Origin of the sequence: Pseudomonas sp. YuFO8, assembly GCF_035065025.1 — a bacterium.
GTDB lineage: Bacteria > Pseudomonadota > Gammaproteobacteria > Pseudomonadales > Pseudomonadaceae > Aquipseudomonas > Aquipseudomonas putida_AE.
This window is the reverse complement of sequence record NZ_JAXDEQ010000003.1, coordinates 318,931-334,920: the sequence shown is the minus strand read 5'-3', so window position 1 is coordinate 334,920 and position 15,990 is coordinate 318,931. Positions and strand designations below refer to the sequence as shown.

Genomic DNA, 15,990 nt, shown 5'->3' with positions numbered 1-15,990 from the left:
TAGGAGCTGGCTTGCCAGCGATGACGTCAGCACATCCAACATCTTCCTCGCCTGAAAAACCGCCTTCGCTGGCAAGCCAGCTCCTACAAGGTGATCACCATCAGACACAAATCCCGGCAACACCAATAAACCTGTAGGAGCTGGCTTGCCAGCGATGAGGCCGGCACAGCCAACACACCGCCATCGCCAGCAGGCTCGCACAGTTCAGGCTGAAAGTGATATCGCAAAGTCAACCGCGGTAATGGGCACATAAATCAGGGCGATTATCGAATACGCTTTGCGCGATTTTGCATAAAACGCGCAGACAGGAAGCACGATCATGATGACATCCAGGGCGCCCCAAAGTGCTATCGGCGATGCCCGGAATAAAACGACGTTCACGACGAGCCCGAGGAAAAGATAAGTCGACAGTGACAGAAGGGCATAGCGGCCATCCTGTTCAAAGTAGACACGAAGACCCTGTTGCTCGTCCTCGCTTCGGCTTGGCAGCAATAATGCGGCAGATACAAAAAGCGATAATGCCAACAAAACGAGCAATAGAAACTCAAGAAACGAGAATGTCCCTTTTATCTCGGGCAGCGCGTTGACGGCCCACCAGAAATCCAGCTGTGTGGCGAAAAGCATTGCCGCCCAGACCAGCGCAACCCAATCAGGCTTGGCCACACGACGGATGCGGAACACCGTCAACGCCCCCAGAAGCAGGCGCGTCACGGACAGCCCCAATATCATCGAGAGTACCGTGGCAACGATAGGGAAGTTGCTCATGATCGCTCCTGAACACCCATGATCTGGCAAGCGTAGACGATGGCTGCAGGGTGGCCATACCGGCGGGAGGCGCCGCAAGACGGGGGCTTTCAGGGGGGATGGTGGTCGGAAACAGCCGCCTGGCGTCCTGACAGGGACATGCGCAAGGGCGAGCACTTTGGTCTACGCTCATGTCTGATAGTGAACGTGGATGTCGGCGCCAGTCTGAGAACGGGGTTACTTTTCAGGGGCGGACGAATGCTATCAACCAGCGCGAAATGATTTCCAGGGGGGGTTGAGTCACACAAGGCTGGATTGATTCTCTGTCCTGTCATGTTGGCTTTGCACGTCGATCAGCCTCGATTTTGCGCAGACCTGTATACGTATACAACGCCTGAGAGTGTCGGCGATTTTACAGCCCGCTTGAAAAGGTATACCGCACATGCACGGCGCACTGCTTCGTTCCGGTAGTCTGCAAGAATTCAACGTGTTGGGGGTCGAAGGTCAGCCGGTGCATAGCGCTGCCTTGCAGTTGCGTGAAGCCATCCGGTTGAAAATCGGGCGTGAGGCCGCCGACTGCCTGGCCATTCCGCAGAAAAATGAAAGCGGCGATCGCATCGACTGGTATGCGCCTTTCGAGGGAGATGTGGTGCCCTGGTCTGCTGCGGTCAGTGAAGAGCGGGACTCGGCCTATTCCCGTTTGGAGCGTTTGCACGCTCAACTGCGTTCAGCCAGCGAGTTGATGCGTGCAGCGTCGCAGAGCCGGGAGAATCAGGTCTTTGGACGGTTGTTGGAAAAAACCGTGCATTTCCCCGCCAACGATCATGTCTATCTGGTCGATGGCCGGCCCGTGGTGACGTTCTGGGGCTTCACTGATCCAGAGGGCAACCGTGAGCGGGATCCTTTGTCCGGCTTGCGGCCCGCTCCGAACTTGGTTCTCGATCCTGGTATGGAAACGCCCAAGCATGAAGTGCCGATCGACAGCAAGGGTGTAACAAAACCTTGGTGGCGCTGGCTCTGGCTGTTGCTGCCTGTGCTTCTGCTGTTGGCACTGCTGTTCCTGATGCGCTCCTGTTTTCCGTCAGTACAGTTGCCCTTGAACCTTTCTCAAGTCGACTTGCCTGGTTTGCCGCCGCCACAGGTTCAACCCGTGCCGATTGAAACTCATGTCGTGCAGGGCGCGGCGACCGGGACTGTGGGTACCGTCGGCGTCAATGGCGTGCAAGGAGGAGCGGGGAGCGCGGCGGAAAACACCGCCGCCGACGTCGACAAAACGCTTCCTGCCGATGCCGGGTTACCGGCGAGTGATCCGTTGGCGCCGCAGGTTCCCGGCTCACCGGTACTCCCTGCCGATTCGACTGCCTCGCCACCCGAGCAAACCCCAACTCCGGCCCAGCCAGAATCCGTACCGTCGGCACCGCAGCAGGCGGGCCAGAAGAACGGGGCCGATGCCGCACCCTTGGCCATCCCAGCCGGGGCACAAGCCAACGGTTCGACCGATTTTCTCAATGGCACCTGGAAGGCCGGTGCCGGTATCCAGGATGCCAGTACCGGGCGCCCGCTACAGTTGGAGTACGACTTCAAGAATGGCGCCGGCGAAGTACGGGTGCGCACCAGTAATGGCGTCGAATGCGTTGGCAAGGCCCAGGCCTCGATGAAGGGTGGCAACCTGGCGATCAATAACCAGGGCGTGGCCACTTGCAAGGATGGCAGCAGTTACACGATGCCCGACGTCAAGTGTGCGCCGGGGGCGAAAACGGTGGCGCAATGCACAGGTAACTACGGGAGCCAGCAGTTCCCGATGTCGATGAAACAGGGCAGCCAATAGCGCGGAAGAACAGCACTATGTTTCCAGACACGACCGATTATGAAGAAAGAATCACCCTGATCATGGGAAGCGGCATCCAGTTCCTGGATTTCGCGCTCAGGCTCGACCTGCGTCATGAAATGCCTGGCGAGTTCGCCCGTCAGAGCGAGAATGGCCCGATGGCTCGCCTGCTGCTGGACGAGCGCAGCGACAGCTACTTTCACCCGGCGCTTCCCGGGCGCGCGGTCAGTCCTGATTACAGTGTCGCCATCGATCAATCGTTGCGATTGCTCAAGGGCAACTGGCTGCCGCTGCCGTTTTTGCGCTTCAGTCCACCGCGCCGGTTTGACGACGGCCCTTCGAACTGGGCACGGGTGCGTATCGTCGAACTCAAGGACCCTGATCAGGATGGCAACACCCACCGTATCTGCTTTGCTTTCGATACCAGCGTCCTGGTCGGTCGCAGCGATACCACCTACCTGGCGCCGACTCAGAGTGACGTCAAGGTGGGGGCCACGTTCGCCTTGGCCCATCGGGCTGACGAGATGGGATGGTTCCTCGACCTTCGCTGGGTCGACGGCTGGTTGCGCGAGGTGTTTACCGAACAGGCGCAGAACCCGCCGATTCGCATGCAACTGGATGACATCGAAGAGCAGTGCCGCGAGTTCTACCACCAGGCGCACTACCTCAACCTCCTGCATCTGCTGGGGACCCTGCTGCGAGTACCCGAGATCAAGGTGGTGTCCAACCGTGACAGCGACATGCAAAAGGCCATTCCCGTGGACATGGTGCTGGACGTGGGCAATTCACGGACATGCGGCATCCTGATCGAGGATCACCCCCAGGAGAGCGACGGCCTGAGCAAACGCTACGAGCTTGAATTGCGCGACCTGACGCAGCCGGAACAGGTCTATCCAGAGCCGTTCGAGAGCCGCGTAGAATTCTCTCAAGCGGTTTTCGGCAAGGATCATTTCTCGGTCCAGAGCGGTCGCAGCGAAGCCTTTCGCTGGCCCTCCATTGTGCGTGTCGGCCGCGAGGCGGGTCGTTTGGCCAGCCGCCGACGGGGCACCGAGGGTTCGACAGGCTTGTCCAGTCCCAAGCGTTACCTGTGGGATCAAGACCTCTACGAGCCGGGCTGGCGCTTCAACTGCGCCTTCGTCAAGACCGAGACCGAGCCCCATGCGACTGCCGCGCCCGTGGCCGGGCTCATCAACGAGATCGGCCAGGCGCTCTATAACCTGCCCGTCGAAGATCGCATGCCGGTCTTCCATCCACACTATTCACGCAGCTCGTTGATGACCTTCATGCTGTCGGAGGTGCTGGGGCAGGCGCTGATGCAGATCAACAGCCCTTCGCAGCGTTCGCGCATGAGCCACTCCAGGGTGCCGCGTCACCTGCGCTCGATCATCCTCACCATCCCGCCGTCGATGCCCAAGCCCGAGCGGGAGATATTCTCGAAATGCATGGAGCAGGCCATCGGCCTGGTCTGGAAAAGCCTCGGCTGGCATCCCGAGGACGAGTCGATCAACATCAAGGACCCGAAGAGCCGTGAAACGGCATGGCCCTGGCTGCCCGAGGTGCACGTCCAGTGGGATGAGGCCACCTGCGGCCAGGTGGTCTACCTGTTCAATGAGACGCAAAACAATTTCGCCGGTCGCCCCGAGGAGTTCTTCGCCACGATGTCGCGGCCCGACAAGGCCGACAAGAGCCGTTTGACCATCGCCTCGATCGACATTGGCGGCGGTACCACGGACCTGGTGATCACCGACTACAGCCTCGACGACGGTAAAGGCGACAACGTCTACATCAAGCCCGAACAGTGTTTTCGCGATGGCTTCAAGATCGCGGGCGACGACATCCTGCTGGATGTGATCCGCCTGTTCGTGCTGCCTGCGGTGAACGACGCTTTGCTCAAGGCCGGGGTCGAGAAGCCCGAACCGCTCCTTTCCAAGCTGATCGGCAGTGAACCGCTGACCGTACAGGAAGCCGTCTTGCGCCAGCAGTTGACCCTGCAAGTGTTCAGCCCCATCGGCCTTTGTCTGCTCAAGGCCTATGAAACGTACGACCCGCTGGAGCCGAGCAGTCTGGTCAGCGCTACGTTCGGCGAGCTGCTTGGCAACGAGCAGCCCACCGCGGATGTGCTGGATTATTTCAGTGCGGCGGTGCGCCGGCAGCTGGGTAACGGGGCGGGGGGCTTCGACCTGCTGCAAATCCCGCTCAATGTCAGCTTGAGGCGTATCCATGAAGCTTTCATCGGCGACCGGATGAACATCGGCAAGAGCATCCAGGCACTCTGCGAAATCGTCTATAGCTACCCTTGCGATGTTCTCCTGCTGACGGGACGTCCGTCGCGATTGCCAGGCATCCAGGCGCTGTTTCGCAAGCTGCTGCCGCTGCCGCCGGGCCGCATCCTGCCGTTGAACCAGTACCGAACCGGTGGCTGGTATCCGTTCAACAAACAGGACTGTATCGACGATCCCAAGACCACCGCGGCGGTGGGCGCCATGCTCTGCCTGTTGAGTCGCGGCATGCGGCTGCCTAATTTCTTTTTCCGGGCGGCGGCCTTCAAACCGTACTCGACGCTCAAGTACCTGGGGTTGATCGACAACAACAACGTCATCAAGGACAGCAACATCTATTTGTCCGGGATCAACCTGGACGACCCGGACTACAGTCTCCCCGATACCGCCTTTGACATGCGCGGCACCATGCGCCTGGGCTTTCGCCAGCTCGACAGCGAACGCTGGTCGGCTGCGCCGCTGTACATACTCAGCATCGATAACCCACGTTTGCGCGAGGACGTGGCTGCCAAGGGGCTGGTGCTCAAAGTGCGCCTGGGCATCACCCGGTCACGTAACCCGGCCGAAGGCAGCGAGAGTTTCGAGTTCGTCGGCGCCGAGTCGACCCAGGGCGCGATCAGTCGCAGTCACCTGCGCCTGAAGCTCAATACCCTGTCGGATGCGGGGTTGGGCGAATCCCAATATTGGCTCGACAGTGGGAGTGTGTACCGCAAATGACCACTCGTATCTCACCCCAACACCTGGCCCGGGATTGGGCTGCAATCCACGTGGGCGCCGGTGACGCGATCAACTGGATCAGCGAAGTACGCCGTAGTGCCCCGAGGCTGGACAACGAGGCCGACGATCTGATCCTGAGCCTGCGCCGGATACGCAACAGCGCAACGAGCCTGGGCGCGGCCTCTGAGCGCCCCATGACGGTGGGTTTTTTTGGCCTGTCGCAAGCGGGCAAGTCCTACCTGATCTCGACCCTGGCTGCGGGTACCAATGGCATGCTGGAGACCGACCTGGGCGGCCAACGGCTGGACTTCCTCACCCATGTCAACCCACCCGGCTCCGGCAAGGAAGCGACGGGGCTGGTGACCCGCTTCAGTCGCACGGCCAAACCGGGCCCGGACGACTTCCCGCTGGAGCTCAAGCTGTTCGCCGAGGTCGAGCTGGCCAAGGTCCTGGCCAACGCTTACTTCAATGATTTCGACACGGAAAAGGTGCAGTACCGCATCAACGAAACGGCCGTATTGCAGTTGCTCAAGGAGTTGGGCAAGCGACGCCAGGAGCGGGTGGTGCCTGGTATGAGCGAGGACGACGTCGTCTCGTTGTGGGACTATCTGCATAGCAGTTTTCCTGGCTCCCTCGCCGTACTCAATGGCTACTACTGGCCCGTGGCGGTGGAGCTTGCACCCTATCTGCGAGTCGAGGATCGCGTCAGGTTGTTCGCGATTTTCTGGGGTGAGCTGGCCGAGTTGAGTGCGGCTTACCTGGAGTTCGCCCGGGCGTTAGCCAGTCTGGGCAACCCGGATCGGGTCTATGCGCCCGCTGAAGCCTTGGTGCGCCCTACAGCGCAAGGCGGGTTGTCCCAGGCCGACAGCATCATGAATGTGGACATGCTGGAGCGCCTTGGTACACCCACCGACTTGCGAATCAAAGTCCGCCCATGGCGCGATGGCGTGTTGCACGCAGAAGTCGAACTGTCATTGGCGCAACTGGCGACACTGACTGCAGAGTTGGTTTTCCCGCTGGCCGAGCCCACCAGCGAGCCGTTGTTCGAGGAGGTCGACCTGCTCGATTTCCCCGGCTATCGCGGTCGCCTCAACATTGAATCCCTCGACGATGTGCGACGCGCATTGGGCCGTGATAAAGCCAGCCCGGTAGCCCAATTGATTTTGCGTGGCAAGGTGGCCTATCTGTTCGAGCGTTATACGGACAGCCAGGAAATGAACGTGCTGGTCGTATGCACGCCCTCAAACAAACAGTCGGATGTCACCAGCGTCGGTCCGGTGCTCAGCAGATGGATCGACAAGACCCAGGGTGCAACACCGCAAGAGCGTGCCCGGCGCAAGAACGGTCTGCTCTGGGCCATCACCATGTTTGATATACGCATCGCCAATGACCTGGACACAGGCGAGGACCTGCTGCGCATTGGCTGGGGCAGTGGCGGCATGATGAAAATGACCATGCTGGAGCGCTTTGGCCAGTACGCCTGGCTTCAGGAGTGGGCGGCCGGGAATGCGTTCGACAATACCTTTCTGGTGCGCAAGCCGCGGATGAAAGTGGCCTTTCTTGACCTGAAGGACGGGCAGGAAGTCGGCATCAACGGTGCGTTGGATGATCACTTGAAATTGATGCGGCAAACCTTCAGTGAAGATCAGACGGTGCGTCAGCATGTGCGTGATGCCGGCGTCGCCTGGGATGCCATGCTGGCCTTGAACGATGGAGGCATTGGGCGCATCAGCGCCTACCTGCGACTGGTAGCGCTGCGCGAAACGAAGCTGGTGCGCATCCGCGAGCAAATGGACGACGTACTGCACCAGCTGGAGACGCGCCTGGGGCGCTGGTACCAGGCTGAAGGCGCGGGTGAGCTGGAGAAAAAACGTGGCATCGCCAAACAGATTTCCGAGGCTATATGGCCGCGTCGGGCACTTCTGGGCGAGCTGCTCCAGCGCATGCAACTGGCGGATGACAAACTGCGTGGCCTGTACCTGCGGGCGGGTGAGGAGGATTCCGGCGTACCCGCCGCCGAGGGTGTTGGCAGCGCGGTAAAACTGGGCGCCGACCTGGGCGGCGACGATGGCTTCGACCTCTTCGATGAACCGCAAGTGCCGGTGGCACCGGCTGACACGGTTGTGCGCTCCAGTGGCAGCGACTCGCGTTTCGCCCAGGCGGTCTTGCGTGAGTGGATCGGTCATCTGCGCCACATTCCCGAGGACGTGCGCCTGATGACCTACCTGGGATTGGCCAAGCCTGCGATCGAAGCCCTGGTGGATGAAATCATTACGGGTGCGACTCGCCTCAACCTGCAGCAGCGTCTGCTGCAAGCCATCGTGCGCACCGAACAGGTGGGCAGCAAGCGCGAACAGCTGGTCAGTCGTCAGGTGCTGACGGCAAAAATGATCCTGGCGGACTTCATCGGTTGGCTGGGCTTTATCGATATGGAACTGGAACAACGACCGCAGAGCCGCGCGAACCCGGGGGCGAAACTGTTCCAGCCGCCCGAGAGAATCGCTGCGGGCCAGTTGCCGAAGTTGCTGCCCCAACCGTTGGAGCATACCCGCGGCTATGTGGGTGATTGGCTGGTGGCACTGGCCACCATCGCTACGGACAACGCCGGTCATAGCGCAGGGAGGGAGATCACGCCGCAGCAGAACGAGTCACTGGGGCGGATCATCGCGACCTTCGCAGCGGCCAGGGCGGTCTAGCCATGATCATCACGCTCAAGGCCGCAGCCAGCGGACAACCCGGCCGGGGCGAGTTGAGCGTGCCTGGCTGGAAGGGCGGCGAGACCGCTTTGGAGGTCACTGTCCGGCGCAGCCAGGATGGTCGTTACCTTGACTCCGATGGGACGTGGAGCAGTACCCCTGTCTGGCATGCCCTCCAGGGGCTGGCGTTTGCCAAGGATACGCTGACCGGTGAAGTAGGGCCCTGGCTGGTCGATCCCTTGTTGCTTGATCACCGGATGACCTACGAGGTGCAGTTGCGTGATGGTGTCGTCAGCGACAAGGGCGTACTGCGTATCTCCGGAACCATCCTTTCTTCGCTCGCCGCTGGAAACCCTCAAGGTGGGGAGGGTCGGGACAAGCCTGTCATTCACGCGCCCGAGAAGGTTCCGCTCGAGGAGGTTCAAGAGCCGGAAGAGATTATTGCGCTACGGGACGAACCGCGCGAAGAGCGCACGCCACCCAGGCGTTGGTGGCCATGGGCAGTGCTTGCTGCTTGCGGAGTGTTTGCGGCCGTATTGGTCGGGTACTTCTATTGGCCTTTCACTGCGACGCAGGCTCCAGAACATCTGGCCCAGTGCAGTAGTGAGGTCCTCAAGCAAAGCAGCGATGACATGGCGTTCATCCAGGCCTGCCTGAAAACCAAACCGAGCAGTGAACAAGTGCTGGAGGTCATTGCCCGCGCCAAAGAAGCCGGCCGCTGTGAATTGGCCACGCGGTTGTATGCCTATCAGGGCCAGGCCGGCGATGCCGACGTCGCGTTGGCTTATGCGCGCGAGCTCGATCCGAAAACATTCACCCCCGGCGGTTGCATCAAGGAAGCCGATGCGGAAACCGCGGCCTACTGGTACGAGATCGTGGAGTCCAGGGATGGTAAGAACCTCGAAGTCAAACAGCGTCTGGAAGAGTTGCGAAAAAAATGATGGAACACACCAGAACGAGTACGTGCCTGCATAGGTTGGCCTGGCTTGGGTTGCTGCTGATGGGCGCTTTCGCCACCCCGTTGGCCGCCGAGGAAAAACCCCTTCTGCAGGAAGGCAAGAAAACGCTCTACCAGCGCGTGCTGACCACGCCCGGTTGCCAGCTGCGCGAGAGCACCGGCGCGAGCACGGGGAAGGCTGTCCCCACCTTTACCCGGTTCTACGTTTATCAGCGTGACAAGCAATGGCTGCGGGTCGGCCCCGACAGCCTCGGCAAGAGTATCGGCTGGATCGACAAGGCCTGTTCGGTCGAATGGAAGATGCAGATGACCCTGGTCCTGACCAACCCGGCCGATCGAGAACCCCTGCTGTTTTTTCGCGAGCGCAAAACCCTCGATCAGATGGTTACCGCGGCGGACGCGAGCGCATTGCTCAAGCCCATTCGCGCCAACATGAAAAGCTCGGGACGCGATCCCAAGGTGATCGCCCGCGAGCCTGACTACTACGTCGATCCGGCGAAAAACTTCTATCTGTTGCCGGTGATCGAGGCGCAGGAAGTCATGACGAAGAAGGGCTACAGGCTACGGGTGCTGAACATCGCCTCGGTCAGTGCTCCGGCAAAAGCACAAGATGCCGAGAAGCCCGACGCGAAGAACGAAGCCAATATGCTCAAAGGCTTTTCTGCCGCAGTGGTCTTTGTCATCGACTCGACCAAATCGATGGGCCCTTACATCGATCGCACCCGGGAAGCGGTGACGAAGATCTACCAACGCGTTGAACAGGAGCAACTGCTCGATCGAGTCAAGTTCGGCCTGGTTGCCTACCGCTCCAGTATCAAGGCGGTGCCGGGCCTTGAGTATGTCAGCAAAATGTATGTCGACCCTTCAACCGTGAAGGGTGGCAGCGATTTTCTCGGCAGGGTCGCGGCGTTGAAACCGGCCAGGGTTTCCAGTAGCCGGTTCGACGAAGATGCCTATGCAGGTGTGATGCAGGCCCTGGACCAGGTCGCCTGGAACGAGTTCGGCGCCCGCTATATCGTCCTTATCAGCGACGCGGGGGCGCTTTCCGGGGGCGACGAGTTATCGGGCACCGGGCTCGACGCCGACCAGGTGCGCCTGGAAGCCAAACATAGAGGGGTGGCCATTTACACGCTGCACCTGAAAACCCCGAGTGGGGTCAAGAATCACGACTCCGCCCAGGCCCAATACACTGATCTGGCACTCAACCCCTACCTCAATAAACCCCTCTACTACCCCGTCGACGCCGGCGATGTCAGCCATTTCGGTGCCAGGATCGACGACCTGGCGAGTGCTATCACCGATCAGGTCAAGGCCGCCTACCGTGGCGACATGGCCGCCGGCAGTGCCCTGGGCGCGGATGCCGATTACGGCAAGGCAACGCCGGCGCCCACCAAGGCGGTCGCGGGCCAGCCAGCCGATGACAGCATGCTGGCCGACGCCGCATTGCTGGGACATGCCATGCGCCTGGCCTACCTGGGCGAGAAAACGGGGGCAAGCGTGCCTCCGGTATTCCAGGCCTGGATCAGTGATCGCGATCTCCTTGAGCAGCAGGTGCCGACCACGGAGGTTCGCGTCCTGCTGACCAAGGCCCAGCTCAGCGATTTGAGTGACGTGGTCCGCCGTATTGCGGATGCGGCCAACGAGGGGCTGATCTCGCCGGCCGATATGTTCGACCGCTTGCGTTCAGTGGCCGCGACCATGGGGCGTGACCCCAACCAATTGGCCAAGGGCGATTCGCCAACGCTCGGCCAGCTGGGCCTGATGGGGGAATACCTGGACGGGGTGCCCTATCCGAGCGAGGTGCTGAGCCTGGATGAAGATGAGTGGAAGCGCATGACCGGTACGCAGCAACAGGAACTCATCCGGCGCCTGAACACCAAACTCAAACTCTACCAGCGCTATAACGCGGATGTTGATCGCTGGGTGTCACTGGCAGAAGGCAGCGACCCCAGCGAGCACGTCTACCCGGTGCCGCTGGACGCGCTGCCCTGAATGGAGCGAGACCATGCTGTTGATCGAGGACCTGGGTATCAAGCGTGGCGTGGGCGCCGACAGCCTGATGATCAGCTTGCCGCGGCTGGCCTTGCACAGGGGCGAGATCGCAGCGATCACGGGTGCCAGCGGCAGTGGCAAGAGCACCTTGCTGGAGATGATTGGCCTGGTCCTGCGCCCTGAGCGGCTCGGCACCTATCGTCTGGCCACCGAACAGCCATTGGATATCGCCCGGTTGTTGCGCGAGGATCGCCATGGTCTCCTGGCCGACATTCGCGCCCAACGCCTGGGCTTTGTGCTCCAGACCGGAGGGCTGTTACCGTTTCTGCGTGTGCGGCAGAACATCGACCTGCCGCGGCGCATGCTTGGGCTGCCGCGCGAAAGCGAATTGGTCGAGACCGCCATTGAACGCCTTGGATTGAGCCATTTGTTGCGCAAGTGGCCGGCCCAGCTGTCCATAGGCGAGCGGCAGCGCGTGTCGTTCGTGCGCGCCATCGCCCACCAACCGGCGTTGCTGCTGGCCGATGAGCCCACGGCAGCACTCGACCCGATCCAGGCGCGCAAGCTGTTCGAGTTGATTCTCGAGCTTGTCCAGCGCTTCCAGATAGCCGCGTTATTGGTGACCCACGATTGGGACCTGGTGCGCGACTGTGGCGTACGAAACATCGTCGGCCATCCGACTACCGACGCCGACTGTGCTGGCACGGTGTTCCATGAGAGCGCCTGAAACAGGCGGCCGACGGCGGCTGCTGCTGGAGCTGGCGGCGCGTGACCTGTGGCACGACCGCAATGTTTCCCTGTGCATCGTCGCCTCCCTCGTGGCCGTGATCGCGCCGTTGCTGCTGCTGTTCGGGCTCAAATACGGGGTAGTGACGCAACTGCGTGACAAGTTGCTCCGCGACCCGAGCAACCTGCAAGTTCAAGTGCTCGGCAACTACAAGCTCGATCGGCAGTGGTTCCAACAACTGAATGGGCTACCGGGGGTCGGCTTCAACCTGCCGCTGACCCGCTCGCTGAATACCGTGGCCGACCTCTTCCTTGACCCTGTGCATTTCGTTTCGGGCGCCGAGGTGATTCCCAGCGCCAACGGCGATCCCCTGTTGGGCGAACTGGCAGCGCCCCAGGCCTTCGACCAGGTCGTGCTGAGTGCCAGCGCGGCGCGCAAACTCGGGGTCGGCACCGGCGAGCGCATTCACCTGCTCGTGCAGCGAAAGCTCCATGACCAAGAGGAAACCGGGCAACTGGAAGTGAACGTCAGCGGCATCCTCGCCGAAGGGGCTTTCCCGCGGCCTGGGGTACTGGTCACCCTGGAACTGCTCGAAGCTATCGAGAGCCTTCGTGATGGCGACCTGTCGCCGTTGTTTGGCCTGGAGACGGGCAACGGGCCGGCGCTGCCCCGTGAGTTCTACTCCAGTGCACGGATCTATGCCAAGGGGCTGGACGAGGTCGCCGGTATCGCCCAATGGTTGCAGCAGGGCAATATCGAGAGCAAAAACAGCGTTCATGAAATCGAATCGGTCAAGGCCATTACCCGGGTGCTGGGCCTGATCTTCTCCGTCATCGCATGGACAGCGGTCATGGGGTGCACGGCGTCGCTGGCCGGCGCCTTCCTGGCCAACATCGACCGCAAGCGCAAGGGCCTGGCGTTGTTGCGACTGCTGGGCTTTCGCCGGGCAGGGGTGGCCGCTTTTGTGATGATCCAGGCTGCGCTGCTGACATGCCTGGCCTTCATTCTGGGCTATGGCGCCTACCTGGCGGGAAGCGCGGTATTCAACCACGCGCTGGGAGTCGATATGGCAAAGGATGAGTTCGCCTGCCGATTGGAAAATATTCATGTGCTGCTGGCTTTTGTCAGTGCCTTGCTGCTCGCGGTGCTTGTCGCGGGCATAGGAGTGCTTCGTGCGATACAGATCCAACCGTCCGAAAGTCTGCGCGACATTTGAGCGTTATTGGCTCGCTGCGCTGGGTTGCCTGCTGGCCTTGGGCAGCCTGGACGCGCAGGCGGCCTGGGACGCCGAGTACTTCAACCCCATGCCGCAGGAACAGGACGTTATCCTGCCCATGCCGTGCAACGGGTCCATGGTCTTTCGCAAAATCAACGTGCCGGCGGCAAAAGGGCCGCTGGACGACTACTCCATCACGCTGGGGCAGGACAGTGACGAGTGGGGCTACCTGGAGCAGGCCCGACCCACCCAGATTGCCGGCAGTTTCGCCGACAATTCCGCGAAGTCGACCCGTTATTACCTGCTGGCCAAGTATGAGCTGAGCCAACTGCAGTACCAGGCCGTGATGGCCGATACCTGCCCGGTACCTGCACTCATGCTGCGCCTGCCGCAGACGGGGGTGAGCTGGTTCGATGCCACCCATTTCGCCGACAAGTACACGCTCTGGTTACGCAAGAACGCTGCGAAGGCCCTGCCCAAGGAAGATGACGTCGCCGGCTTCCTGCGTCTGCCAACGGAAGTCGAATGGGAGTTTGCCGCGCGCGGCGGCATTGCCGTGTCGGCGGCCGAATTCCGTGACATGCGCTTTCCCACGCCAGAGGGGTTGAACGCTTATGCCTGGTTCGCCGGATCACAATCGGCCAATGGCAAGCTCCAGCTCGGTGGCCTGCTCAAGCCCAACCCCGTCGGGTTGCACGACATGCTCGGCAACGTCGAGGAAATGACTTTCGAACCTTTTCACCTGAACAAGCTGAACCGCCAGCACGGCCAGGCCGGCGGCTTCATTCTGCGCGGCGGCAGCTACCTGACGCCCCAGGCGGATCTGCGCACGTCGATGCGCCATGAGCAGCCGTATTACAACAATACCGGCAGTGAGCAGAGTCGCTTCAAGAGCAGTGGTTTCCGCCTCGCCCTGGTGGCCCCCACGCTGACTTCACTCGAACGGGTCAAACAGATAGAAAGCGATTGGAAAACCCTGGGTGTCCGGCCTGAAACCGCCAGTTCCGAGGGGCAGCAGGCGGCCAGCAAGGATCCGGTCAAGGAGATCACCAGCATCGCCGCCGGCGTCGAAGACAATGCGCTCAAGTTGCAGCTGGAACAGCTGCGCAGTGATCTGCGCGCCAACACCCTGGCACGTGACGAGCAGCGCGACCACGCGATCCGTTCGGAGCTGCAACTGGGGACATTTCTGTGCACCAAGATGAAGGACGACGCAGAGCTTCTCGACTTGAACGAGAAGCTCTTCAAGATGACCTGCGCAGCGCAGAGCACCCTGGACAAATCGACCTGTCCTGCCCGTCGCAAGCGGCTCGACGAGCAGGGTAAAGTGCTCGACTTCCTGCAAAACTACTACGCCGATACGGTCGTCAACGGTGCCCTCAACTACAGTCAGGCGACGGTAGAACCGCAGGTGGGTGTGGTGGCCCAGCAAATGGCCGCGCGCGGCAAGAACAACCTGCGCACTTACCTCGACACCTACTGGAACCACCTGCAAGGCTACATGCAGAGTGGCAAGGTCGCCCGCAGTCACTGGCTCGAGAAGTGCAAATCCATCCCGACCGAAGGAGCAAAGACATGAACCCGGCACCCACTCGTCAACGCGTTCTGACAGGCCTCCTGCTGGTTTGCTTCCTGAACCTGGCGGGCTGCCAGGGTTCGGGGTCGATGTATTCCGATAGCCAGGCACCGGTGGATCCGCGCATAGCCAATAGCCGCTCCGCGGAATTTTTCAGCACCTCGGGGTGGCAGGCTTGCGCGGGTGGTGCAGGGGTCGGAATCCTCGGTTGCATGTTGGGCAACCCGAGTAACCAGACCCAATGCATGCTGATCTCGGCCGCTGTCATGTGCGGCGTCGGCATGGGCGCCAATTACTATCTGGATTACCTTCGCACCCGATACGCCAATGACGAACAGCGTCTGGATGCCATGACCGCCGACGTACGCAAGGACAACCAGGAGTTGCGCGCCCTCACGCAGTCTGCCCGCAGCGTGATCAACGACGACAAGCAAAAGATTGCCCAGATAAAAAAGGCCAACACAGCCAATCAACAGCAGCGCAGCAGAGCCCAGCAACAGCTGGCCGAAATCGATTCCAACACCGCCTTCCTCAAGGACAAACTGGCCAATGCCCAGGCCAAGCACCAGGAGTGGCAGAAGGTGGCGGTTTCCCAGCATGGCTCGGGTGCGCGAATGGATGCCCTGAACGCGGAAATCAACAACATGCAGCAGCAGATTACTGCCTTGCAGAACGAAATCGACCAGCTGTCCCAGCAGCGTTCCTCCATTCGATTGGGCTGAGGATCGAGCCATGCACGCACTCATTCGTTGCACGCTGGCTTCCGGTCTGATCGGCCTGGGTGGGTGCGCGGTCACTGCTGCCGATTGTGACCCGAACAATGCAGACGCCAGCTTCAACACCAAGTTCGGTTGTAACGTGCAAGGCGTCTATGCCCAGCGAGTCACCGAGAAAGAGAAGGTTCTGCTCGATGAACAGGAGGCCAATCGGTTGTTCCGCAACGTTTACGCGGCCATCGAAAAAGAGCGCGCCAGCGTCAGCAGCGAGCTTGGCCAGCAACAACGTGCCAATGACGAGCTGAACCGCTCGCTGAAAGCCTTGCTCGCCAGGCTCAACGAGAAGTCCAAGGGCAACCAGCGCGTCCAGGCGCAGATCAGCCAACTGGAAAAGGACATGGCCAAGGTCAACGACTCTGACGAAAAAGCCGTGATGCAGAAGCAGTATGAGTTGCAGCGTTTGCGCGACAACGTGGCCGATCTGGAAAGCGGCCTGGGATTGCGTTGAGTACCCTGAAGCCAAGGCAGGAATCACTCGAAC

11 protein-coding genes are annotated in these 15,990 nt (G+C 60.9%); 10 read left to right on the top strand and 1 reads right to left on the bottom strand.

Going from position 1 to position 15,990, the window contains the following annotated elements:
- Positions 1-204: 204 nt before the first annotated feature.
- Positions 205-765 carry a hypothetical protein gene (locus SOP95_RS04965; protein ID WP_323606425.1) on the bottom strand — a complete coding sequence of 187 codons (561 nt, stop codon included), beginning with the start codon at positions 763-765 and terminating at the stop codon, positions 205-207.
- A gap of 421 nt (positions 766-1,186) precedes the next feature.
- Between SOP95_RS04965 and SOP95_RS04960 the strand changes: the two genes are divergently transcribed.
- The 10 genes from SOP95_RS04960 to SOP95_RS04915 all read left to right on the top strand — a co-directional run bounded on the left by SOP95_RS04960 (position 1,187) and on the right by SOP95_RS04915 (position 15,957).
- The gene (locus SOP95_RS04960) at positions 1,187-2,572 is read left to right on the top strand and encodes an SrfA family protein (protein ID WP_323606423.1); all 1,386 of its coding nucleotides are present in this window, start codon (positions 1,187-1,189) and stop codon (positions 2,570-2,572) included.
- A gap of 17 nt (positions 2,573-2,589) precedes the next feature.
- Complete coding sequence (locus SOP95_RS04955; RefSeq protein WP_323606421.1) at positions 2,590-5,568, top strand: virulence factor SrfB; 2,979 nt, start codon at positions 2,590-2,592, stop codon at positions 5,566-5,568.
- Positions 5,565-8,264, top strand: a complete 2,700-nt coding sequence (locus SOP95_RS04950) for a putative virulence factor (RefSeq protein ID WP_323606419.1) — start codon at positions 5,565-5,567, stop codon at positions 8,262-8,264. The genes SOP95_RS04955 and SOP95_RS04950 overlap by 4 nt, the downstream gene beginning before the upstream one ends.
- Positions 8,265-8,266: 2 nt before the next feature.
- Complete coding sequence (locus SOP95_RS04945; protein WP_274075878.1) at positions 8,267-9,205, top strand: hypothetical protein; 939 nt, start codon at positions 8,267-8,269, stop codon at positions 9,203-9,205.
- A 59-nt stretch (positions 9,206-9,264) separates the two neighbouring features.
- Positions 9,265-11,214 (top strand): vWA domain-containing protein, encoded by a 1,950-nt coding sequence (locus SOP95_RS04940; protein WP_274076000.1) that lies wholly within the window; start codon positions 9,265-9,267, stop codon positions 11,212-11,214.
- 13 nt (positions 11,215-11,227) lie between these two features.
- The gene (locus SOP95_RS04935; RefSeq protein WP_323606417.1) at positions 11,228-11,941 is read left to right on the top strand and encodes an ABC transporter ATP-binding protein; all 714 of its coding nucleotides are present in this window, start codon (positions 11,228-11,230) and stop codon (positions 11,939-11,941) included.
- Positions 11,928-13,157: an ABC transporter permease gene (locus SOP95_RS04930; protein WP_323606416.1), complete on the top strand. Its 1,230-nt coding sequence runs from the start codon at positions 11,928-11,930 to the stop codon at positions 13,155-13,157. The genes SOP95_RS04935 and SOP95_RS04930 overlap by 14 nt, the downstream gene beginning before the upstream one ends.
- A gap of 88 nt (positions 13,158-13,245) precedes the next feature.
- Positions 13,246-14,736, top strand: a complete 1,491-nt coding sequence (locus tag SOP95_RS04925; RefSeq protein ID WP_323606441.1) for a formylglycine-generating enzyme family protein — start codon at positions 13,246-13,248, stop codon at positions 14,734-14,736.
- Entirely contained in the window at positions 14,733-15,455 is a 723-nt protein-coding gene (locus SOP95_RS04920; protein WP_274075881.1) for a hypothetical protein, read from the top strand. The genes SOP95_RS04925 and SOP95_RS04920 overlap by 4 nt, the downstream gene beginning before the upstream one ends.
- Positions 15,456-15,465: 10 nt before the next feature.
- On the top strand, positions 15,466-15,957 hold the full coding sequence (locus SOP95_RS04915; RefSeq protein WP_274075882.1) for a hypothetical protein: 492 nt from the start codon (positions 15,466-15,468) through the stop codon (positions 15,955-15,957).
- Positions 15,958-15,990: the final 33 nt, after the last annotated feature.

Excerpts from the sequence above, each read along its gene's own strand:
- SOP95_RS04950 (WP_323606419.1), top strand. The coding sequence starts at position 5,565 with ATGACCACTCGTATCTCACCCCAACACCTGGCCCGGGATTGGGCTGCA.
- SOP95_RS04930 (WP_323606416.1), top strand. The coding sequence starts at position 11,928 with ATGAGAGCGCCTGAAACAGGCGGCCGACGGCGGCTGCTGCTGGAGCTG.
- SOP95_RS04960 (WP_323606423.1), top strand. The coding sequence starts at position 1,187 with ATGCACGGCGCACTGCTTCGTTCCGGTAGTCTGCAAGAATTCAACGTG.
- SOP95_RS04920 (WP_274075881.1), top strand. The coding sequence starts at position 14,733 with ATGAACCCGGCACCCACTCGTCAACGCGTTCTGACAGGCCTCCTGCTG.
- SOP95_RS04945 (WP_274075878.1), top strand. The coding sequence starts at position 8,267 with ATGATCATCACGCTCAAGGCCGCAGCCAGCGGACAACCCGGCCGGGGC.
- SOP95_RS04935 (WP_323606417.1), top strand. The coding sequence starts at position 11,228 with ATGCTGTTGATCGAGGACCTGGGTATCAAGCGTGGCGTGGGCGCCGAC.
- SOP95_RS04965 (WP_323606425.1), bottom strand. The coding sequence starts at position 765 with ATGAGCAACTTCCCTATCGTTGCCACGGTACTCTCGATGATATTGGGG.
- SOP95_RS04955 (WP_323606421.1), top strand. The coding sequence starts at position 2,590 with ATGTTTCCAGACACGACCGATTATGAAGAAAGAATCACCCTGATCATG.
- SOP95_RS04925 (WP_323606441.1), top strand. The coding sequence starts at position 13,246 with ATGCCGCAGGAACAGGACGTTATCCTGCCCATGCCGTGCAACGGGTCC.
- SOP95_RS04940 (WP_274076000.1), top strand. The coding sequence starts at position 9,265 with ATGGGCGCTTTCGCCACCCCGTTGGCCGCCGAGGAAAAACCCCTTCTG.
- SOP95_RS04915 (WP_274075882.1), top strand. The coding sequence starts at position 15,466 with ATGCACGCACTCATTCGTTGCACGCTGGCTTCCGGTCTGATCGGCCTG.